We start from the raw sequence: 20,642 nt of genomic DNA on the forward strand, positions 1-20,642 counted from the left end.
CCATGGCGGGGACGCCCTCTGGGAGCACCCGTCAACGCTCCCGGGGCGTCCCGGGGTTCAGCAGCCGTTCTCCTTCTTCGTGGCCACCACCTTCTCCTCGAGCCCGTCACCCGGCACGGCGAGGTCCAGCACGGCATCCAGATCCTCGCAGGTGGCGGCGGCCTTGAGCGCCTTGAGGCCACGCGTGGAGCAGCGGCCCACCTGGTAGTTCAGGTCCGTGTTGCCCGCGTAGAAGCGGAAGCCCAGCTTCCAGATGCGGCAGGCGCGGCGCTGATCTCCGCGCTCATCCCAGAACGTGCCCCGCGTGATGGCCTTGGAGGCCATGTCCTGCTGGATGTTGCGCTTGTAGAAGGACGGGCGGGTGTCGGCCATATCGCCCATCAGCCGCTTGTCCACCTCCAGCGCCTCCTGCAGGGGCTCGGCGGCCTTCTCCACGTCCTCGTTCTGCAGGTGGCCCTGGCCGATCTTGAAGAGCTGATCCACGTTGCTCACGTCCGTGAGCAGCTTGTCCGCGTCGTTGTGGTACTGGGCCAGCTCGTAGTTGGAGCGCAGCTTCTGCAGGGTGGCGACCGCCTCGCCCCCGCGTCCACTCCAGTAGTCCATCATGCCCGCGACCAGGAACTTGTGGGACAGGCGCTGCTTGAAGGTGTCCTCCACGATCTTCTTCGGATCCGGCGCGGCCTCGTCCTGGAAGAAGATGTCCGACACCGGGCAGAGCCACGGAGCGGCATTGGGCTCCACCTTCTTCCGGGCGATGAGGAAGTCCAGGTAGATCCTGTCCTTGGGCCGCCACTCGTTGCGCCCCAGCCGCTTCTTCTTCTCCAGCACCAGGTTGAAGCCGATGGGGGGCTCCAGCTCCTCGCGGGACATCTTCTGGCAGGCGAAGCCCATGTAGCGGCCGCACGTCTGCACCGCGGGAGCCCACTGGGCGTCGCGCAGGTAGCGCTTGCAGTCGTCCTCGGCGCGCTTCACCACCTGGGCCACCGCCTCCTGCACCTTGGGCTTGGCGCGGCGGAAGTAGGCGCTCTCCTTGGGAATCTTCTTGAAGATGTCCAGCGCCTCCTCCTCCTTCAGGCGCCCGAGGGCCTTCTGGCCCTGCACGTAGAGGTCGGCCGACTCCTTCTCCAGCTTGATGCGGCGCATCAGCGTGTTGGCTTCGGCGTTGATCGGATCGATGTCCAGCGCCTTGGAGCAGGCGGCCTCGGCCTTCACCCAGTCCGGCTCGCTGCCCTCCATGGAGGAGTAGGAACGGCACTGGCTGAGCGACTCCTGCACCAGCTCGGTGGGGCTCGGAGGCGGAGGAGCCAGTTTGGCGGGTGAGGTACCCGGGCCGCTCCCCTGGGTGCTCTTGACGATCCCCGCCACCAGCAGCAGACCCACCACGCTGGCGGCCACCACCAGCAGCCGCTTGCGCGAGGCCGGAGCACCTCCCGCCTCCGCCTCGGCCGCTGGCGCCGCCTCCGCGCCCGTGCCACGCCGCGAGGGCACGTCCCGCCCACGCCGCACGGGCAGGTGGGAGGCCCCGGCGGAGCCCTCGACCTCCACCTCCACCATGCCGAAGGTGATGACGTCGCCGGGCTGCAGCACCACCGGCTGCGTGCCCATGGGCTCGCCGTTGACCAACGTGCCGTTGGCGCTGCCCAGGTCGCGCAGCACCGCGCCCTCGGGCGTCTGCTCCACCTCGGCGTGCTTGCGGCTCACCGAGTCGTCATCCAGCACCACCGTGGCGGGCGCCTGGCGGCCCACCACCAGCTTGCCCTGCACGGGGTAGCGCTTGTTGGCCCAGGGCCCGGTGAGGCCCTTGAGCACCAGACCGCCCGTCTCCGCGCCCTCGCTCGCGCCCGGTGCCGCGGCGCCGGGGCTCCCGGGCCGGGGACGCTTCGCCAGGGCCGAGGGGCCTCCAGCACCCGGCGCGGGCCGCTTGATGGCGGGCATGGCCCGGGTGGCGGAGCGGGGCATGGGAGCGCCGCCACCCTCCTCCGCGGGCTCCGCCGGCTTGCGCGCGCCGGTGGTGCGCGGGCCCGCGGCCGCCTTGAGCCGCAGCTCGTAGTCGCCCAGCAGCACCTGGGACTTGGGCGTGAGCACCGTCATGCCGGTGATGCGCTGGCCGTCCACGAAGGTGCCGTTGGCGCTGCCCACGTCCTCCACCATCACCTTGCCGCCCTCCACGACGAAGCGGGAGTGGCGGCGCGACACACCGCCCTCGGCAAGGACCAGATCATTCTGGCCTTCCTGGCGGCCGATCTTCAGCTCACCGGAAAGCTCGTGCTCGCTCTCGCTGCCGTCGGGGTGACGGACGACCAGGGTAGGCATGGGGGCGTCAGTCCTCGCGGAAGATGCTCATGTTGACGGGGATGCCCTTGCGCTGCAGGTCATCGTAGAACTTCGGCACGAAGCCGCTGGCCACGTAGCGCCCGCGCACCTTCCCGTCTTCCGTGAAGCCTTCCTGCTTGTAATAGAAGATGTCCTGGAGGGTGACGATGTCCACCTCCATGCCGGCGATCTCCGTGATGAAGCAGATCTTCCGCGTCCCGTCCGAGAAGCGCGTCTGCTGCACGATGATGTGCACGGCGCTGGCGATCTGCTCGCGGATGGCCTTCACCGGCAGCTCCATGCCGCTCATCAGCACCATCGTCTCCAGCCGGGCGATGGCGTCGCGAGGCGTATTGGCATGCAGCGTGGTGAGCGAGCCGTCGTGGCCCGTGTTCATCGCCTGGAGCATGTCCAGCGTCTCGCCCGCGCGGCACTCTCCCACCACGATGCGGTCCGGCCGCATGCGCAGGCAGTTCTTCACCAGGTCGCGGATGGAGATGGCGCCCTTGCCTTCCAGGTTGGGCGGGCGGCTCTCCAGCTGCACCCAGTGATCCTGCGGCAGCTGGAGCTCGGCGGCGTCCTCCACCGTGACGATGCGCTCGTCCTCGGGGATGAAGGAGCTGATGATGTTGAGCGTCGTCGTCTTGCCCGAGCCCGTACCGCCCGAGATGACGATGTTCTTGCGCGCCTTGACGCACATCTCCAGGAACTCGGCCATCTGCGCCGTGACGGTCTTGTACTTGATGAGATCCTGGATCTTCAGCGAGTCCTTCTTGAACTTGCGGATGGTGATGCAGGGCCCCTTGAGCGCCAGCGGAGGGATGATGGCGTTCACGCGGCTGCCGTCCTTCAGGCGCGCGTCCACCAGCGGGCTGGACTCGTCGATGCGCCGGCCGATGGGCGCGACGATGCGTTCGATCACGCCGAGCACCGCCTGGTTCGAGCTGAACGTCTTCTCGGACAGGACGAGCTTGCCCTTGCGCTCGATGTAGATCTGGTTGGCGTGGTTCACCATGATCTCGCTGATCTCATCCGACGCGAGGAACGCCTCGAGGGGCCCCAGGCCCAGCGCCTCGTTGATGACGTCGGTGAGCAGCTCTTCCCGGTCCACCTCGGGCGGGAGCTCTCCGTCCGCTTCCATCTGATCGATGATGTCGCGGATGGCCTTCTCGGTGCGCCGCCACAGCTCGTCGTCGCCGAGCCGGTCCATGTCCATGCGGCGCAGATCGAGGTACTCGATCAACCGGTCGTGGATCTCCTTCTGGAGCCGGGTATAGGCCTCGAGCCGGGGGTCCACGCGCTTCTTGTTCTTGGCCAGCGCCGAGGCCAGCGAGGCCGGCATGCGCGCGTTGGCGGCCGGGGCCGGGGGCGGAGGCTCCGGCTCCTCCTCCTCGTAGGCGCCCTGCCCGCCGTCGTCGTAGCCCTGCTCCTCCTCGTAGTACTCCTCCTCGGGAGGCGCGGTGCGCGTCATGGAGCCCTGCTCCTCCAGGGGCTCCACGTTGATGATGTAATCGCCGATGAAGATCTGATCGGCCGGCTTCACCACCTGCGGACCGGCGATCTTCTTGCCGTTCACGAAGGTGCCATTCGTGGACTTCATGTCCACGACGATGAGCTTGCCGTCCTTTTCGACGATCTTCGAGTGGTACTTGGAGACGTTGCCCTTGGCGAGGACGATGTCATTGCCAGCGAGGCGGCCGATGGTGATCTCGTTCTTTTCGAACTCGATCTGCTCGGTACCTCCGCCCTTCTCCTCGAGCGTGACGAGAAACATGGCGCGGATGCTACCAAGCACGCACGTCCCCTCAAAGAGGAGGCAACGCGTTGGGCCAACAAAGCAGCGAGGCCGGCGCCCATCCCCTGGGGGACGAGGCCGGCCTCAAGCAGCCGAGCAGCCGTGCGGGCGCTCAGTCGAAGATGTTGAAGTTGACCTCGGAGCGGGCCTGCTTGTAGCGGCTCTTCACGTCCTCGATGATCGTCCGGATCTTGTCCGAGTCCGGGTTGACGATGCGGGGCGTGACGAAGATGACCAGCTCGCGCTTGGTGGAGTCGAACGCGCGGTTCTTGAAGAGCTCGCCGATGATGGGGATGTGACCCAGGCCCGGCAGCTTGGAGACGGCCTTCTGCTCGTCGTGGCTGAACACGCCCGACAGGACGATCGTCTCGCCGTGGCGCACGGTGACGTTCGTCTTCACCTTGCGGGTGCGGAAGCCGGGGATGGCCGAGGAGCTGCCGAAGGACACGGCCACCGAGGTGTCGATCTCGCTCGCCTCGGCCTCGATCTCCGTCTGGATGTTGCCGTTGCGGTCCGCGGTGGGGCGCAGGTTGAGGATGACGCCGTAGGGCTTGTACTCCACCGAGAACTGGTTCTGGGTGATGAGGGGGATGGGCACCTCACCGCCCGCGAGGAACTCGGCCTTCTCGCCGCTGGCGCACACCAGCTTGGGCTGCGCCAGGAGCCGGCCGTAGCCGTCGTTGCCCTGGAAGCCGATGGAGAAGTCCGAGCCGCCGACGATTCCCATCAGGCCGCTGCCCGAGCCGAACGTGCCGGGATAGAGGCTCTGGGTGAGCGAGGTGGTGGCGGACACGCTGCCGGTGATGTCGGTGGGGTACTTGATGCCGTAGCGGTCGCGCGAGTTGCGGCGGATCTCCACGAACTGCACCTCGGAGAGGATCATCCGCTTGATGCCGACGACGAGCAGGTTCTCCACCTTCTCGCCCACCGCCTTGACGATGAGCTCGGACTTCTGCAGGTCCTGCTGGCTCTCCACCGAGCCCTCCAGGAAGATGGTGGAGCCCACCACGTTCACCTGCACGTTGCGCAGGCCCGCCTTCTGGAAGGCCGCGGTGAGGTTCTGCGCCACCAGCTTCTTGGCGTTGGGCGCCACCTTCACGAAGCTCTTCACGTTCGGGTAGAGCGACACCACCTGATCGATGCGCTCGGCGTCGCCCGCGGTGTACGCCTGCCCTTCCAGGTAGATGCGGTCACCCACCATGCGCACGGACACGCCTTCAATCTCCCCGAGCAGCTTCTTGAGCTCGGAGATGACCTCGTTGGGGTCCTGCTTGCGCACGGTGACCAGGTAGCTCACGCGCTGGCCGGAGCTCTTCCAGACGAGCAGCGTCGTCTTGCCCTCGGCCTGGCCCTGCAGGAGGATCTGGTTGTTGCCGATGACCTTCACCTCGGCCACGCCCGGATCTCCCAGCGCGATGCGGGTGGTACCGGGCACGGTGATCACCTTCTGGGTGCCCACGCCGAGGTTGATGGTGCTGCTATCCTGGGCCCGAGCGGAGCCCGCGGCGAACAGGGCCAGCAGGGTGCCGAGCGCGGCCACCTGCGTGAAGCGTCCAAGCATCGTGAGAGTCCCTTCGCGTCGCATCCGAACTACCCCAGTTTGTCGTGCTGCCAGTACATGGCCCAGAAAGTACCCAGTGCGATCGCCACGCCGTAGGGGATGTGGTGCCCCGGTGCGCTGACCGCGCTCTCGTCCATCAGCCGGACCCGGACCGCCCACCGCCGCACCATGTGGCCCATGGTCTCCCAGACGGCGCCGTGCCACAGCAGCGTCACCACCGCCTGCAGCGCACCCGCCAGGGAGATGAAGGCCGCCGCCGCCATCACCGTGGGAAAGCCCAGCACCGCCCCTACCCCCGCCATCAACTTCACGTCGCCCCACCCCATCTTCCCGCCCCTCGCCGCCGGCACCAGCAGCAGCGCCAGCCCCAGCCCGGACACCACGCCACTCACCAGCCCCGTCTCCAGGCCGCCCACGCCCTCGGACCACAGGCGAACGCCCAGGGCCACCGCCATCAACGGGTACGTGACGACGTCCAGGATCCGGCGGCTCAGTACGTCCGTGGCCACCGAGATCACCAGCGCCACTCCCAGGACGGTCCAGAGTGCGATGTGAGAGGAAGTCATGTTCAATCCGCCTCTCAATCCGGAAAGAGGCGGATTTGGGAACTAAATCAGGGAGGGCCGCTCTCCGTCAATTGGCCAACAGCCCGGTCCCCGGCGCGGAAGCAGGCGCTCAGGCGTAGGAGAGCCGCACCCGCTCGCTGCAGATGAAGTACTCGTCGCCGTCCTCCACCTTGCGGCGTTTGATCCGCTGCTTGTTGAACCAGGTGCCGTTGGAGGAGCCCAGGTCCTCGATGAAGAAGTCGTCGCCCTCGCGGACGATGACGGCGTGCTCGCGGCTGACCTTGCCGGAGTTGATCATCAGGTCGCAGTGCTTGCCGCGGCCGATGACGAAGCGGTCCTTGGTGATCGTCTGCGGCTCGGCGTTGTCCATGGCGAGGATGAGCGCGGCACCGCCCGGCTCGTCCATGGGCTCGTCGTCCATGGGCTCGTCCTCGTCCATGGGCTCGTCCTCGTCCATGGGCTCGTCGGCGGCCATGTCCATGCCGGAGTCGTCCGAGTCCTCGGGGAGCGGCTCCTCGTCGATCTCCTCGCGGGGCTCGTTGCTCTTGCCCTTGATGAGGCGCTCGAGCTCGGCGGCGGTCTCCAGGACGCGCTCGGCGACCTCGCGGCGGGCGGGGTCGTTGTCCAGCGCGTTGGCGGGAGGACGCTCCTCGGCGGCGGCGGCGCGGGAGGGCCGCTGGGGGGCCGGGGCGGGCAGAGGGGTGTCGTCGCGGGGAGGAGGCGCCGCCTTGGCGGACGCGCCCCCGGCGACGGGCTGAAGCACGGGCGGAGCGGACTTGCTGGGGGCCGCGGCGGCCACGCGCGGGGCGGGCGCCTCGGAGCGGTCGTTCCGGGCCACCTCGATGAAGCCGTTGAGGCGGGCGAACATGAACAGCGCCTGGTTGATGAGCGCGTCACGATCCGAGCCCATCTGCTGGGCCATGTCTTCGTAGGTCTCCCACAAATGGTCGGCGATGCCGACCTTGCGGGCGGGGCGGGAGTTCTGGTCGATCATCTGTCTTGACTCGCTAATCCTGGTGCCCCGGACTCTAGCAGAGCCGCCCAGGGACGCGAAATCTCACCGGAACGTGGACAGGCCGTTGCTGTTGGTCACGCCCGCGGTAATGGCCGTCAGGTCCACCTCGAGCACCCCGTTGGCCGAGGGATAGGCGATGTAGGCGTAGTCCTTGTTGCCCACCGTCGCCTGCACCACGGGCCCGGGCAGCCGGAAGAAGAACAGGTCCTCCACCTGCGCCACCGAGATGAGGTACGGGAAGAAGTGGGAGTCGGTGGAGATGACGTAGCGCTCCCCGCGGACGAGGCCCCGGGTCGGATCGTCCAGGTTGGCCCGGGTGACGCGGAAGCGCAGCACCACGTCCTCGGTCTGCCCCTGATAGCCCGGGGGGTGGAAGAAGTACGGGCCCCGGATCTCATAGGGCTCACCCGCGGCCACCCGATCGATGTAGTCCTCACTGCCGCTGGAGAGCACGAGCGGCCTGGTGCCCGCGGCGCGGACCTGGAAGAACGGGAAGTCGGCGCACGCCTCCGGGAGCGCCCCCGAGGGGATGAGGGTGGCCCGGGTGCCGCCGTCGGCCGGTGGCACCACCGAGCCCACCGGCACGGCCGTGGCACACGTCTGCCCGCCCGTGCGCGCCGACAGCAGGATGATGAGGTCCCCGGGGAACACCACCTGTCCCTTGCCCACTCGCGGCACGAAGGGGACCTCGAACGCATCGTTGTTCTTCGTGTTGCGCTCCACGGCCTCCATCTCGGGCAGGAGCCCCTGGTACACCAGCACGTACGTCTGATCCCGGGTGACGCCGAACGTCAGATCCTGCTGGTCCCCCGTCGCCGTCGCGGTCTGGTTGACGAAGACGTCCGCGGAGGCATCCGAGGAGGCGCCCAGGTAGTTGATGAACGAGACGGTGGCGGTGACCGTGTTCTCCGTCTGCCCCTCGCCCCAGACGGCGTCGGTGTTGAGGTGCGTCAGCCTCACCGCGTCGAAGAACAGGATGGTCCCGTTGGAGAGCGGCACGATGCCCAGCACGGGCACGGTGAGGCCGCGTTGCCTGCGGGCGGTCACGGTGGGGTCGGGGTCCAGGCGATCCGTGGGCTCCCCCGCGTCGATCTGCAGGTTCCTGTCCGTGGCCAGCGACAGGCCCGTGGGCAGCCCGGTGCCCGCGCCGATGGGCAGCATGTCATACAGGCGCGCGGCATTGCCCAGCGCATCCCTGCCCGAGAGGTCCTTGGACACCTGGCCCGTGTCCACGTCCACGGCCAGTACGCCCGTGCACTGGAGCCGCACGCCGCAGTCGGACGGATCCAGGATGCCGAAGATGCGCGAGCCGGCTTCCACGACCTGGACCTCCGTCTTCCGCGTCGTGGCATCGAGCTGCCGGACCTCGGGGTATTCCACGCGTCCATGGGTGGCGAGCTGGAGCACCTGCGCGCCGCCGAAGTTCAGCTCCTGGACCACCGGGGAGGCCCCCTCCGTCCCCAGGTTCATCCTGTACACCCGACCCGCCCCGCCCCGCGTGGCGCGCGTGGCCACGGCGAGCACCCCGCGATGGGACACGCCCAGCGGGTTGGGCAGCACGAGGAGGGAGTTGACGGCCACGCCAGCGGGCAGCCCCTCCCCCGGCAGCGGCGTCGCCGTGACCGTTCCGGAGCCCAGGCCGTTCCGGGCCGGCAACTGCGCCGACCACAGCCGGGCCCCGGTGGTCTCCTGGGTCGCGAAGTAGAGCGTGGTGCCGCCGTTCTGCTCCTCGGGAGCCCTGGCCGCGAAGGCCGTCACCGGACCCTCCGAGGGGGAGCCCCCCGCCTTGGTGATCACCTGGGTGTCCAGCCGCCGCACCTCCTTGAGGACCTCGCGGTCCGCGTCCACGACGGAGATCAGCGTCGAGCCGCTGCTGCGCGCGAACACGAGCCGGCCGGACTGCTCCACCCCATGGCCGTCGTAGCGCACGTCCCGCGTGAGCGCCTGGGGCCGGGGCAGCACCGGGATGGCGAGCGGCTGCAGCGGATTGGGGGCTCGCAGGAACTTCCGATCCGCCAGTTCCTTCACGAGCGAGAGCACGCGCAGCTCGTTGTTGTCCGTCGAGGTGACGAACAGCAACTGCTCCGGCTCATCCCCTTCCTGCTCCGGCGGATAGCTGACCAGGGCCACGTCGTACGTGCCCGCCAGACCCGCGTTCTGTTCGAACTGCGTCTCCTCGGTGCAGGCGGACGACAGCGCCCCGGCCACCACCATCAACGACACGATCAAGCGCTTCACAGCTGCTCCTCCTGGCACTGCGCGGACTCGCCCTCGTCCTGCCGGACTCCCAGATGAGCCACCAACCGGGCCAGCTGCGGGCTGCCGAGCTCCTTGATGTCGATCACCGAGATGCGCCCATCCCCGAAGTTGCTGGCGAAGATGCGCGCCCCACCGCCCTGCTGCTGCACGGCGAGCCCGAAGGGCTGGGGCGACTGCGTGCCGTTGACCTCGCCCACCGCCACCTGCGCCACGACCTGGCCCACCTCGGGGTCATAGATGGCCACCACGCCGGCGTCGGTGCAGGACACCAGCACCAGCTCGCTGCGCGACTCGCCGCGAGACACCAGCTTCACCTGGGAGGGACCGTTGGGCAGGGGCACCGCGCCCACCACGGTGAGCTTGGGCGTGTTCGACGCCGTCTCGATGCCCTCCACGTTGACGATGAGCAGCGTATCCGGCTCGCGCACGGCCACGTACAGCCGCCGGGGGGCCGAGGGCGTCAGCGTGGACCGCGGGGTCAGTGCGAGCCCGCGCGCCTCCGACGCGGCGAAGCCCAGATCCAATCCGGGCTCGATGAACTGGTTGGCCTCCAGGTTCTGCTTGTCCAGCACGCGCACCAGCGTCCGCCGGGACAGCGTGGTATCCGAGATGCGGGTGTTGCTGAGCCGGCCCGTGAAGAAGACGTACCGCTCATCGGCGACCACCGAGTTGGTGCCGCCGATGGGGAAGCCCGCGAGGTTCAGGGGGTGGAAGTCCGCGCTGGAGAGGCCGGGCTCCTGTCCGGGCACGTCCACCAGGTACGACTCGTAGTTCGTCTGCGACCGCTGGGGCGAGTCCACGGGGTTCAGGTGGGTCACCCACACGCGCACCCCCTCCTTCCCCTCGTCGGGATCGGGGATGCCGGAGGTATCCACGGAGACGCCGAAGGGAGCGTCCGCGCGCGGCTGCCCCTCCTGGGCTCCCGCCACTCCCGAGGCGAGCGACAGGGCGCCAGCGGTGCAGTCGTTGCTCTGCGGGCTGTTCGCGCAGGTCAGCTGCGTCGGCGCCGTGATGTCCACGTAGTGGAGATAGTTTCCGTCCCCGCGGGTGGGGATGAAGAGCCGGGGCGAGGCATCCGTGCGCTCCCAGAGGGCCATCTCTCCCGCGAAGTTGTCGATGTAGCGGAACGACTCCGGGGCGACGTTGAGCTGTCCGAGCTCCGCCGTCTTGGCGGCAGGGTCGTACTCGCCGAGGGACTTCAAGCCATCGCCGCCGGAGCCCGACACCCGATCCAGGTCGACCGCCATCACGGTGCCCTGGTCGAAGCACCGGTCGAAGTTGGCGCTGGCCACGTAGAGGATGCCGTTGGTGGAGCCGGGCACCGAGCGGTGCACGAGGCCGCTCGGATAGACGAAGCGATCCGTGGGCGGCGGCCGCTCGTCGGTTCGGGAGCACGCGACGGCGGACAGGAGCGCGAGACTGAGGAGAAGGGGGCGCATGTAAGGGGGGCGGAGTGTAGAAACCGCTCCGACGCCGGGCAACTACAAAGGTCCCCGGCTATTCCCTACCTGCCATACGCCCCCACTGGAGGTTGGCTACCCTCCAGCCGAGATCATGCCTCGGCCTGGATCTTCGAGAAGTCGGCCACCTGGTTGAACAGGGTGCCGATCTCCACGAGGAGCCGGATGCGGTTCTCGCGCAGGTCCTTGTCCTCGGCCATCACCATGACCTTGTCGAAGAAGGTGTCCACGGTGGGCTTGAGGCCGGTGATCTCCTTGAGGGCGCCGGAGAAATCATCGGCCTTGACCTGGTCGGTGACGCGGGAGCGCGCCTGCACGTAGGCCGAGTGGAGCTGGCGCTCGGCCTCGTCGGTGAGGCGGTTGGAGTCCACCCCGCCGCGGGACACGTCCTTGCCCTGCTTCTCGACGATGTTGACCACGCGCTTGAAGGCGGCCGCCAGGGGCGCGAAGTCCGCCTGGCCCACGATGCTGGCGAGCGCCTGCAGCCGCTTGTGGGCGGCCACGAGGTCGTCGTAGCCGGCGGACAGCACGGCCTCCACCACGTCGGTGCGGTACTGCTCCGTCCACAGCGCCTTGAGGCGGCCGCGGAAGAACTCGAGCACCTGCTCGCGGGGCGCGGGCTCCCCGGCCTTGCGCTTGACGTTGGCGATCTTCGGCGCGAGCTGCTCCAGCGCCGCATCCACCGCCTGGGAGAGCGAGAAGCGGTAGCCGCGGCCCAGGACGATGCGGATGACGGACAGGCAGGCGCGCCGCAGGGCGAACGGATCCGCCGCACCGCTGGGGCCCTTGCCGATGGCGAAGATGCCGCAGAGCGTGTCCAGCCGGTCCGCCAGGCCGATGAGGGCGCCGGCGTCCTGCGTGGGCAGCGAGTCCTCGGCCGTGCGAGGCAGGTAGTGCTCGAAGATGGCCAGGGCCACCGCCTCGGGCTCGCCACCGGCGCGGGCGTACTCACGGCCCATGACGCCCTGGAGCTCGGGGAACTCGCCCACCATGCCGGTGACGAGGTCCGCCTTGGCCAGGGTGGCGGCGCGTTCGAGGGTGGACGTGAGGCCCGTGTGGCCCGTCCACCCGGCCAGCTTCACGGACAGGGAGCGGAAGCGCGCCACCTTCTCCGCGTAGCTGCCGAGCTGACCCTGCCACACCACGCGCCCGAGCTTCTCGGTGCGGCTCTCGAGCGGCGTCTTGCGATCCTCGTCGAAGAAGAAGCGCCCGTCGGCCAGACGCGAGCGCAGCACGCGCTGGTAGCCGCGAAGGGACAGGTTCACGTCGCGCACCGGCGTGTTGGACACGGCGATGAAGCGCGGCATCAGCTTGCCGTTGCCGTCCACCACGGAGAAGTAGCGCTGGTGGCTCTTCATCTCCTGCACCAGCACCTCGGGGGGCAGGTCCAGGTGCCGCTCCTCGAAGGAGCCCACCACCGGGTTGGGCAGCTCCACGAGGTGGGTCACCTGGTCCACCAGGGACTCGTCCTCCATGAGCTTGCCACCGGCCTGCTGGGCGGCCGCGCGCACCTTCTCCACGAGCTGGGCCCGGCGCTTGGAGATGTCCGGCACCACGTTCGCCTTCTCCAGGGCCGCCTCGTAGTCCGAGGGCTTGGAGATCTCGATGGGCGCGGGGGACAGGAAGCGGTGGCCGTAGGTGGTACGGCCGCTCTTCACGTCACCGAGCACCACCGGCAGCACCTCGTTGCCCAGCAGCGCGATCATCCACTGCACGGGCCGCGCGAAGGCCTGGTCCACGTCGCCCCAGCGCATCGTCTTGCGGAAGTTGATGCCGTGCACCGCCGCGTGGAGGATGTCCTTGAAGATGTCCGCCGCCGGGCGGCCCTTCTCCTCCACCTTGGCGCCCAGGTACTCGCCCTTGGGCGTCTGCACGCGCAGCAGCGCGTCCACGGAGAGCTTCTGGCTCTCGGCGAACTTCTCGGCCGCCTTGGTGGGCTTGCCGTCCTTGTCGAAGGCCGCCTTCGCGCTCGGGCCGAGCACCTCGCGGGTGATGTCCTCGCCCCGCTCCGCCACGTCCTTCACCCACACCGCCAGCCGCCGCGGCGTGCCGTAGGTGCGCACTTCCCCGTGCTTCAGCCGGGCCTCGGCCGCGCGCTCGGTGATGATGCGCTCGAGGTCCGCGAGCGCCGGGACGATGAACGACGCGGGGATCTCCTCGGCGCCGATCTCCAGGAGCAGATCACTTGCCACGGGCCACCTCCGCCTCGGCGGGCTTGTTGAAGGTCACCGTCTTCCAGTACTCGCTGGCGGCCTTGCCCTCGAGCACCGGCGGCTGCTCGCCCACCGTCCAGGGCGTCTTGAGCAGCGGGAAGCCGAGCTTCTCGCGCATCTTCAGGTAGCCCTCGGCGCACAGGCGCGCGTTGTCGCGCACGCGCTTGATGAAGTTGGCGCGCTCCGTCACCGAGATGGCCCCGCGCGCGTCCAGCAGGTTGAAGGCGTGCGAGCACTTGAGCGCGTAGTCATACGCGGGCAGCGGCACCTCGCGCTCGATGAGGCGCTTGCACTCCTTCTCGTACGCGTCGAACAGGCTGAACAGCATCTGCGGGTCCGACTCCTGGAAGGCGTACCGACTCATCTCCACTTCGTTGGCGTGGAAGATCTCGCGGTACTTGACGCCCTTGACCCACTCGATGTCGTAGATGTTCTCCACGTTCTGCAGGTACATGGCGATGCGCTCGAGGCCGTACGTCAGCTCCGCCGCGACGGGCCGGCACTCGAAACCCCCGCACTGCTGGAAGTAGGTGAACTGGGTGACCTCCATGCCGTCACACCAGACCTCCCAGCCCAGACCCCAGGCGCCCAGGGTGGGCGACTCCCAGTCGTCCTCGACGAAGCGGATGTCGTGCTCGAGCGGATCGATGCCGAACGCGCGGATGGAGTCCAGGTAGAGCTGCTGGACGTTCTTGGGCGCGGGCTTGAGGATGACCTGGAACTGGTGGTGCTGGAACAGGCGGTTGGGGTTCTCGCCGAAACGGCCGTCGGCGGGACGCCGCGAGGGCTGCACGTAGGCCACGTTCCAGGGCTCGGGGCCCAGGGCGCGGAGGAAGGTGGCCGGGTGCATGGTGCCCGCACCCACTTCGAGATCATAGGGCTGGGTGATGATGCACCCTTGCTTCGCCCAGTGATTCTGGAGCGTGAGGATGAGATCCTGGAAGTACATGGCGCCGCGGACCCTAGTGATGGGGTCCGGGAGCGTCAAGGACAGCCGTGACGCTCACTGCGCTTGCCAGTCGGGAAGATCGGAGATGCGCACCGTCATGTCCGTCACCTGACCTGGCTTGATGGGAACGGACAGCATCTTGTTGACGCCGTCGGGGTCAACCACCAGCAGCCGGTAGGTGTCCACGGGCAGCGGCACCTTGCGCAGCGGTGTGGTGCCGAGCTGATTCTCACCATCGAACACCGCGGCGCGAGGAATCGTGCGGAGCGTGAGCCAGCCGAGCGCCGCCTTCGCCGCGCCCTTGGCGGTGCTCGTGTCGATGATCTCGGGCTCGCCGTCGACCGGCGGCTCGGCGTCGGCGGTGGCCGGTTTCGCCGGAGCGGCGGCCTTCGGCTTGGACTCCGGCGCGGGATCGACGGACTTGCGCGTCCGCTTGGAGGTGGCTCGGGTGGGCTCCGGCGTGGGTTCCGCGGCCTGGGCCACCACCGGCGCCTGCTCCGCCGCGGGCCGCGGCGTGGGCTCCGGGGACGGAGTCTCCTGCCCTGCCGCCTGAGCCTCTGGCTGCGAGGACAGGGGTACGGGGAAGCGTTCCGCCGGAGGAGGCCCGTGAGGCGGCTCCTCCCCCTTCAGGCGCTCGAGCGCGGTGGCGAACAGGGGGGTCAACCGGGCCCGCGTCGGCGGGTGGTAGAAGGCGACGCCCACGGCCACGAGCAGCAGCACCAGGAAGAGCCCCCCACCCCAGCCCCTTCGCTGTTTCGCCAGCTCCGCCTGGGCCTCCGGGGACAGCCGGGCACGCGGGGACGGCAGGGTCACCTCGCGCTCCTCGGTCCCGGCGGCCTCGGCCTCGGGCTCTTCCGGGATGGCCACGGGCCGGAATCCTCCGGGGGCCCTGCGGACCGGCTGCGTCTTCTCGAGCGGATCCTCCTCGTCCTCCTCCGGCTCGGCGGCCACGGGACGGGAGACCGCCGCCCGGGCAGGTAGCCGCGCGGGAGCGGCCACGGCAGCGGCCCGGCGAGGAACGGGAGCGGGCGTCTTCGCCGGAGGAGCGGCCACGGACGCCATCTGCCCCGAAGGCGGCTTCGCGACACGCGGTGGAGCCACCGGGGCTGGAGGTGGGGGCCGGCGCATCCGCTCCGTGGGATCTTCCTTGTCGGGAGCACCGAGCGGCACGGCGGGTTTCTCGACCCCCGTGTCCCGCTCGAGGCCATTGGCGCTCTCCAGCAGCGCGCGCGTCTTCTGGAGCTTGTCCTCGAAGAGCTGGCGCATCACCGTGGCCAGCTGCTCCTCGTGGAAGAGCTCCGGTCCGCACGCGGCCTCGATGGCGCGGGCCATCTCCCGGCCCGAGGCGAAGCGCCGCTCCGGCTCCCGCTCCATCGCGCGCATCACCACCTGGGACAGCGCCTCGGGCACGCGTGGGTTGAGGCTCGAGGGCGAGGGCACGTCCGCCGCGGAGATCTTCAGCATCACCGCGCCCTCGTGGGAGCCGGCGAACAGCCGGCGTCCGCAGAGCAGCTCGTGCAGGAGGATGCCGGCGCAGAAGAGGTCGCTCCGGCCGTCGAGCTGCTCGGAGCCCTGCACCTGCTCGGGAGACATGTAGCCGGTGGTGCCCTTCACCATGCCCACCTGCGTGCGGCCGAGCCGGCCCTTCACCTTGGCGATGCCGAAGTCGATCACCTTCACGTGGCCATCGAAGGTGACCATCACGTTCTTGGGCGACACGTCCCGGTGCACCACCGGCCGGGGCTTGCCCGAGGGATCGGTGAAGTGGTGCGCGTAGTGGAGCCCGAGGCACGCATCCCTCACGGCTCGGGCCGAGAAGCCCAGGGGGAGCGGACGCTGCTGCTTGATGGAGGCCTGGAGGATCTGCTCGAGGTTCTGCCCGGCGAGGAACTCCATGGCCAGGTACAGCTCCTCGTCCTCCTGGCCGAGATCGAAGACCTGGGCGATGTTCGCGTGCGCGAGGGCGGCGGTGATGCGGGCCTCGTCCAGGAACATGCGGACGAAGTGCTCGTCCTTGTGGATGTCCGGGAGGATCTGCTTCAGCGCGACGAACTTGCGGAACCCACCGGGCCCGGCGGTGAAGGCGAGGAAGAGCTCGGCCATCCCGCCGACGGACAGACGGGTGACGATCTCGTACTTGCCGATGCGGCGTCCGCGGTCGGGGTCGAGACCCGCGTTTCCTGGGTCCCCTGAGTAGGCCATTGACGCCGCATTCTAGCGGTTGGGTGGAACCGGGTCGACAACGTGGCTCAAGCCGGGTCCTGTAGCCAGGGAGGCAACACGCCCGCCATCTCCTGCCGGCCGGGCAGGCCCGCCACGGCGCCGAGGTGCTCGACCACCCGGGAGCCCACCGCACAGCCGAAGGTGGCCAGCGCCTCCAGGTCCTCGCGAGAGGCCTTCGCGAGCGCCGCGTCATCCGCGTAGCGCCGCGAGAGCCCATGGAGGAAGGCCGCCGTGAAGCCATCCCCTGCCCCGGTGGTGTCCACCACGCGGACGCGGGGCGCCGGAACGCGAACCACCTCGCCGCGCCAGAGGAAGACGGCGCCGGCCTCGCCCCGCGTCACCACGGGCAGCGTCACGCCCAGTCCCGAGAGGTGACGCAGTGCATCGTCGGGGTCCGTGCGGCCGGTGGCGAAGGCGATCTCCTCCTCGGAGAGCTTCACCACCGAGCACCGGGGCAGCAGGAGCCGGAGCTGCTCGCGCAGCACCTCGAGGTCCTCCCACGCGTGGAGCCGGAGGTTGGGGTCACAGCTCACGATGCGCCCCGCGGCGCGAGCGGCCTCCACGGTGCGCAGCATGGCCGCCCGGGCCGTGGGCAGCTTCAACGAGTTGGTCCCGAAGTGCACCACGCGCGCACGGCCGAGGAAGGCCGGGTCCACGTCCCGCTCGCTCAAGAGGAACTCGGCCGAGTTCGTGCGGAAGTACGTGAAGCTGCGCTCGCCGCGCGCGTCGATGGAGATGAAGACGAGCCCCGTCCTGGCCTCGGGCGTCTGGCGCACGTGGCTGACGTCCACGCCCTCGGCGGCGAGGCGCTCGCGCAGGAAGTGGCCGAACTCGTCCTCGCCCACCACGCCCACGTAGGCCGAGCGGCCGCCCAGCCGCGCCACGCCCACGGAGACATTGGCCAGCGAGCCACCGATGCTCGGCATCCACGCCGTCACGTCGCGCACGCGCTGAGCGGACTCCGCGGGGAGGAAGTCCACCAGACTCTCCCCGACACACACCACGTCCATGAGCCGCCTCCTGGAAGCCGCCCGTCAGTCCAGCCCCACCTGGGCCATGAAGTCCACGCTCTTGAGGCGGCGGCCGAGGTGGTGGGAGATGAAGACGTTGAGCACCCCGCGCGCCCGGGCCCGGAGCTCGGCCGGCAACGGGGTGCGCTGGCCCTCCTGCAGCGCGCGGAGCCCGGACAGCAGCTCGGCGGGGACGGCCACCGCGTCGCGCGCCCGGAAGCCACAGGGCTCGCACACCGCGCCGCCATGCGCCTGGTCGAAGCGGGGCCGCTCGCCCGGCGGGCCACCACACAGCGCGCACGAGTCGAAGCGGGGCATCAGCCCGGCCTGGGCCAGGGCGGACAGCTCGAAGGCCAGCAACGAGGTGGGCCCGGCCTCCTTCGCGTCCAGCTTGCCCAGGTACTCCTCCAGCAGCTCGAAGAGCTCCAGGTGCGGCTCGTGGTCGCGCGTCAGCTCGCGGCACAGCTCCACGGCATACAGGGCGCGAGCGATGAGGGAGAGGTCCTCGCGGGCCCCGTAGTAGCCGGCGACGATGTCGGCCGAGTCCAGGCGCACCGTGGAGCCACGCGTCTCCACCAGCTGCACGCGCAGCCGCATGTAGGGCTCCAGCGCGCCGGCGAAGCGCCGCTTGCTCTTGCGGGCCCCGGCCGCGAAGGCCGTCAGCTTGCCGTGCTCGCGTGTGAGGAGGGTGACCAGCCGGTCGGACTCTCCGTAGTCCACCGTGGAGAGGACCAGCGCCTCATCGACGAAACGCTCCATGAGTCCGGTTCAACGCGCGAGGGGGTTGGGAGCCTTCCCGGTCATCACCAGGGCCACGTACGCCCCCACGCCGAGCGCCACCACCAGCAGCACGGCGAGCGCCAACCAGGCCCGCTTCCGCCGCTCGCGCTCCAGCACCACGGGGCTCGGCTCCGGCGTGGCCTTGTCCACCTCCTCGTAGCGGAGGATGGCCTCTTCCGGGGCCAGGCCGATGACGGTCGCGTAGGCGCGGATGTAGTTGACGACGAAGACGCGCGAGGGCAGCCGCTCCATCTGCCCTTCCTCGAGGGCGGCGATGAGGCTCGGGGAGATCTTCGTCACCTGCGACACCTCGTCGCGGGACAGGCCGCGCAGCTCGCGCTGCTGGGACAGGTATTTGCCGAATTCGACGTGGTCCACGGGGGTGGGACTTTCTGGTTACAAGGCCTCGAGGAGCCGGTGGCAGTCGTCCTTGAGGACCTGGCTCCTGGCCTTGGCCTCGCAGGCGGTGAAGCTCTGCCGCGCCTCTTCCATCTTCCCCTGCTTCACCTGGCAGGCGCCCTCGCGCAGGTAGGCATCGGCTACGTCCGGGCAGGCCTCACGATAACGGCCAAAGTAGCGGCATGCGTCGGAAACGTTACCCGTCTCCTCGTAGATGACACCCAGGTTCTTGTAGCCCATGCAGAAGCCGGGGTTGGTGGTCACCGCGGCCTTGATGTTCTGCAGCGCGCGCTCCGTCTCGCCCTTCTTGTAGAGGGCCCAGCCGAGGTTTCCCTGGGCGATGAAGGGCGTGGGGTAGAGCATGTCGTTGAGGGACGCCTCGTACAGCTTGATGGCCTCGTCGTAGCGCGCCTGGGACAGGTACACGTTGGCCAGGTTCGTCTTGGCCTCGGAGAAGCCGGGACGGTACTCCAGCGCCTTCTTGTAGTGCTGGATGGCCTCCTCGGGGCGGTTGAAGGCCAGGTGCAGGAGGATGGCCATGGCGTTGTGGGCCTCCGGGTACTCCGGATCCAACGCCAGGGACTTCTCCATCTCCTTGTAGGCCTCCTGCACGTTGCCGGCTGCCTGGGCCTGGAGGCCGATCTCGTAGCGGAGCTCGGCGCCGCGGCGCTCCTGCTCGGTGGGGACGTGCTTGCAGCCCACGAGGGCGAGCGCGAGGAGCCAGGCGGAGGAAAGGCGGCGGTGCATGGGGTCGGTTCTTCTCTTCACGGCGGGGTCAGGGGTGATTCAGAAGGAGGCCAGCAGGCGGCCCAGGTTCATCGAGGCGGTGCGCTTCTCGTCGGCGCGGCTCTTGGCGGCGCCCGGCACCAGCTTCGGGTCCTTGTAGAAGACGGGCAGCGTCTTGAGCAGCTCGTCCTGGCCGGCGGGCTGCAGGGAGCGGAAGTGCGCGTCGTCCATCATGAAGCCCATGGACTCCACGAAGGCGAGCGCCTCGGCCTCGTCCTGCTGGTAGTCGTCCTGGCTCGCGGCGCGGCGGCCGGGGACGTACACGGCGCAGTCCTGGGCCTCGGGGAGATACAGGTAGATGAAGACGGCGAAGCCGCCCGAGCCGCGCAGCCCCAGCACGAAGGCCTGAGCCGGCCCCGCCTGCTTGCCGGGGATGGCCAGGTGCGGCGAGTTGATGGACTGGTACAGCGCGAGGACCTGCTCGCGGCTGGCGGGCAGGCCTCGGAACCGCTCGTCGATGGAGAACACGTTCGGCGCAACCCCCGCGCTACCGCGTGGTGAGGGTGAACTCCTCGGACTGATCTTCCGTCTCCGCCGCGGTGCGCTGGTAGCGGATGAGCGGGTTGTCGATCATCACGTTGCCGCCGCCCTCGTTGCCCTCTCCGATGATGACCTTGAACACGTGCTGGGGAGATTCGCTCCGACGCGAGCCGGACGCCACTTTGTGGGCCATCATCAACACGGTGTTCTTCCCCGGCTGGAGCAGGTGGGTGATCTCCGTGATGACCTGGTCCTCGGCGCTGCGCAGCTTCCGCACCCAGCGGGAGTTGACGTAGAGGTCGATGTCGTACTCCGCCATGCCCACCACGGGCTGCTCCGTCACGAGCCAGTAACGGCGGGTGATGCGCGCCGGGGCGGTGTCCACCGGAGCGGGCGCGGGAGCCGGGGTCGCCACGGCCGGAGCGGGCGCCGGGGCGGGCGTGGGAGCCGGAGCGGGAGGCGGGGCCACGGGAGCCACCGGGGCGGGCGCGGGAGCCGGAGCCGCGGCGACGGGCGCGGGAGCCGGGGCCACGGGGGCGTTCACCAGCTTCACGGCATAGGCGGGAGCGTCGATGTAGACGTTGCCCTTGTCGTCGATGCGGACGGAAGCGACCTTCTCGAACTTCTGGTTCGTCACGCCGTCGATGCGGACGCCGTTGAGGAACACCGAGCCGGCGAGAGCCGACATGGGCAACAGCAGGGCCGAGAGGACGAGGGCGGGGATGGAGCGGCGCGGCATGATGAAGACTCCTCCGGGGTGAGAGCGATAGCGCACCCGCCCGGGACGGACAAGCGCGCCTCACCGGAGACCGGGGCAGCCGCCTGGAAATTCA

At 69.3% G+C, this 20,642-nt stretch carries 16 protein-coding genes; all 16 read right to left on the reverse strand.

What is annotated here, in order from left to right:
• Positions 1-57 precede the first annotated feature (57 nt).
• The gene (locus tag AC16DP_RS02855) at positions 58-2,313 is read right to left on the reverse strand and encodes an FHA domain-containing protein (RefSeq protein ID WP_329732151.1); all 2,256 of its coding nucleotides are present in this window, start codon (positions 2,311-2,313) and stop codon (positions 58-60) included.
• A gap of 7 nt (positions 2,314-2,320) precedes the next feature.
• A complete protein-coding gene (locus tag AC16DP_RS02860; protein WP_329732166.1) occupies positions 2,321-4,087 on the reverse strand; it encodes a TadA family conjugal transfer-associated ATPase in 1,767 nt (588 codons plus the stop codon).
• Between the two features lie 133 nt (positions 4,088-4,220).
• A complete protein-coding gene (locus tag AC16DP_RS02865; protein ID WP_329732150.1) occupies positions 4,221-5,669 on the reverse strand; it encodes a type II and III secretion system protein family protein in 1,449 nt (482 codons plus the stop codon).
• Positions 5,670-5,698: 29 nt separating this feature from the next.
• Positions 5,699-6,235: an A24 family peptidase gene (locus tag AC16DP_RS02870; RefSeq protein ID WP_329732149.1), complete on the reverse strand. Its 537-nt coding sequence runs from the start codon at positions 6,233-6,235 to the stop codon at positions 5,699-5,701.
• 109 nt (positions 6,236-6,344) lie between these two features.
• Complete coding sequence (locus AC16DP_RS02875) at positions 6,345-7,229, reverse strand: FHA domain-containing protein (RefSeq protein WP_329732148.1); 885 nt, start codon at positions 7,227-7,229, stop codon at positions 6,345-6,347.
• A gap of 63 nt (positions 7,230-7,292) precedes the next feature.
• Positions 7,293-9,488, reverse strand: a complete 2,196-nt coding sequence (locus AC16DP_RS02880) for a hypothetical protein (protein WP_329732147.1) — start codon at positions 9,486-9,488, stop codon at positions 7,293-7,295.
• Entirely contained in the window at positions 9,485-10,948 is a 1,464-nt protein-coding gene (locus AC16DP_RS02885) for a YncE family protein (RefSeq protein ID WP_329732146.1), read from the reverse strand. Before AC16DP_RS02885 ends, AC16DP_RS02880 begins: the two co-directional genes overlap by 4 nt.
• A gap of 113 nt (positions 10,949-11,061) precedes the next feature.
• Positions 11,062-13,161: a glycine--tRNA ligase subunit beta gene (glyS, locus tag AC16DP_RS02890; RefSeq protein ID WP_329732145.1), complete on the reverse strand. Its 2,100-nt coding sequence runs from the start codon at positions 13,159-13,161 to the stop codon at positions 11,062-11,064.
• Positions 13,151-14,131, reverse strand: a complete 981-nt coding sequence (glyQ, locus tag AC16DP_RS02895; RefSeq protein ID WP_329732144.1) for a glycine--tRNA ligase subunit alpha — start codon at positions 14,129-14,131, stop codon at positions 13,151-13,153. The genes glyS and glyQ overlap by 11 nt, the downstream gene beginning before the upstream one ends.
• 54 nt (positions 14,132-14,185) lie before the next feature.
• Complete coding sequence (locus tag AC16DP_RS02900; RefSeq protein WP_329732143.1) at positions 14,186-16,333, reverse strand: protein kinase domain-containing protein; 2,148 nt, start codon at positions 16,331-16,333, stop codon at positions 14,186-14,188.
• 47 nt (positions 16,334-16,380) lie between these two features.
• Entirely contained in the window at positions 16,381-17,364 is a 984-nt protein-coding gene (locus AC16DP_RS02905; protein ID WP_329732142.1) for a carbohydrate kinase family protein, read from the reverse strand.
• A 24-nt stretch (positions 17,365-17,388) separates the two neighbouring features.
• The gene (gene recO / locus AC16DP_RS02910; RefSeq protein WP_329732141.1) at positions 17,389-18,123 is read right to left on the reverse strand and encodes a DNA repair protein RecO; all 735 of its coding nucleotides are present in this window, start codon (positions 18,121-18,123) and stop codon (positions 17,389-17,391) included.
• 9 nt (positions 18,124-18,132) lie between these two features.
• On the reverse strand, positions 18,133-18,522 hold the full coding sequence (locus AC16DP_RS02915; RefSeq protein WP_329732140.1) for a helix-turn-helix domain-containing protein: 390 nt from the start codon (positions 18,520-18,522) through the stop codon (positions 18,133-18,135).
• An 18-nt stretch (positions 18,523-18,540) separates the two neighbouring features.
• Positions 18,541-19,290 carry a social motility TPR repeat lipoprotein Tgl gene (gene tgl, locus AC16DP_RS02920; protein ID WP_329732139.1) on the reverse strand — a complete coding sequence of 250 codons (750 nt, stop codon included), beginning with the start codon at positions 19,288-19,290 and terminating at the stop codon, positions 18,541-18,543.
• Between the two features lie 39 nt (positions 19,291-19,329).
• Entirely contained in the window at positions 19,330-19,797 is a 468-nt protein-coding gene (locus AC16DP_RS02925; RefSeq protein WP_329732138.1) for a social motility and stimulation tgl protein, read from the reverse strand.
• A gap of 19 nt (positions 19,798-19,816) precedes the next feature.
• The gene (locus AC16DP_RS02930; protein ID WP_329732137.1) at positions 19,817-20,548 is read right to left on the reverse strand and encodes a hypothetical protein; all 732 of its coding nucleotides are present in this window, start codon (positions 20,546-20,548) and stop codon (positions 19,817-19,819) included.
• Positions 20,549-20,642 lie beyond the last annotated feature (94 nt).

The organism is Archangium sp., from assembly GCF_057119385.1.

Excerpts from the sequence above, each read along its gene's own strand:
- AC16DP_RS02855 (WP_329732151.1), bottom strand. The coding sequence starts at position 2,313 with ATGCCTACCCTGGTCGTCCGTCACCCCGACGGCAGCGAGAGCGAGCAC.
- AC16DP_RS02860 (WP_329732166.1), bottom strand. The coding sequence starts at position 4,087 with ATGTTTCTCGTCACGCTCGAGGAGAAGGGCGGAGGTACCGAGCAGATC.
- AC16DP_RS02865 (WP_329732150.1), bottom strand. The coding sequence starts at position 5,669 with ATGCTTGGACGCTTCACGCAGGTGGCCGCGCTCGGCACCCTGCTGGCC.
- AC16DP_RS02870 (WP_329732149.1), bottom strand. The coding sequence starts at position 6,235 with ATGACTTCCTCTCACATCGCACTCTGGACCGTCCTGGGAGTGGCGCTG.
- AC16DP_RS02875 (WP_329732148.1), bottom strand. The coding sequence starts at position 7,229 with ATGATCGACCAGAACTCCCGCCCCGCCCGCAAGGTCGGCATCGCCGAC.
- AC16DP_RS02885 (WP_329732146.1), bottom strand. The coding sequence starts at position 10,948 with ATGCGCCCCCTTCTCCTCAGTCTCGCGCTCCTGTCCGCCGTCGCGTGC.
- glyQ (WP_329732144.1), bottom strand. The coding sequence starts at position 14,131 with ATGTACTTCCAGGATCTCATCCTCACGCTCCAGAATCACTGGGCGAAG.
- AC16DP_RS02900 (WP_329732143.1), bottom strand. The coding sequence starts at position 16,333 with ATGGCCTACTCAGGGGACCCAGGAAACGCGGGTCTCGACCCCGACCGC.
- AC16DP_RS02905 (WP_329732142.1), bottom strand. The coding sequence starts at position 17,364 with ATGGACGTGGTGTGTGTCGGGGAGAGTCTGGTGGACTTCCTCCCCGCG.
- recO (WP_329732141.1), bottom strand. The coding sequence starts at position 18,123 with ATGGAGCGTTTCGTCGATGAGGCGCTGGTCCTCTCCACGGTGGACTAC.
- tgl (WP_329732139.1), bottom strand. The coding sequence starts at position 19,290 with ATGCACCGCCGCCTTTCCTCCGCCTGGCTCCTCGCGCTCGCCCTCGTG.
- AC16DP_RS02930 (WP_329732137.1), bottom strand. The coding sequence starts at position 20,548 with ATGCCGCGCCGCTCCATCCCCGCCCTCGTCCTCTCGGCCCTGCTGTTG.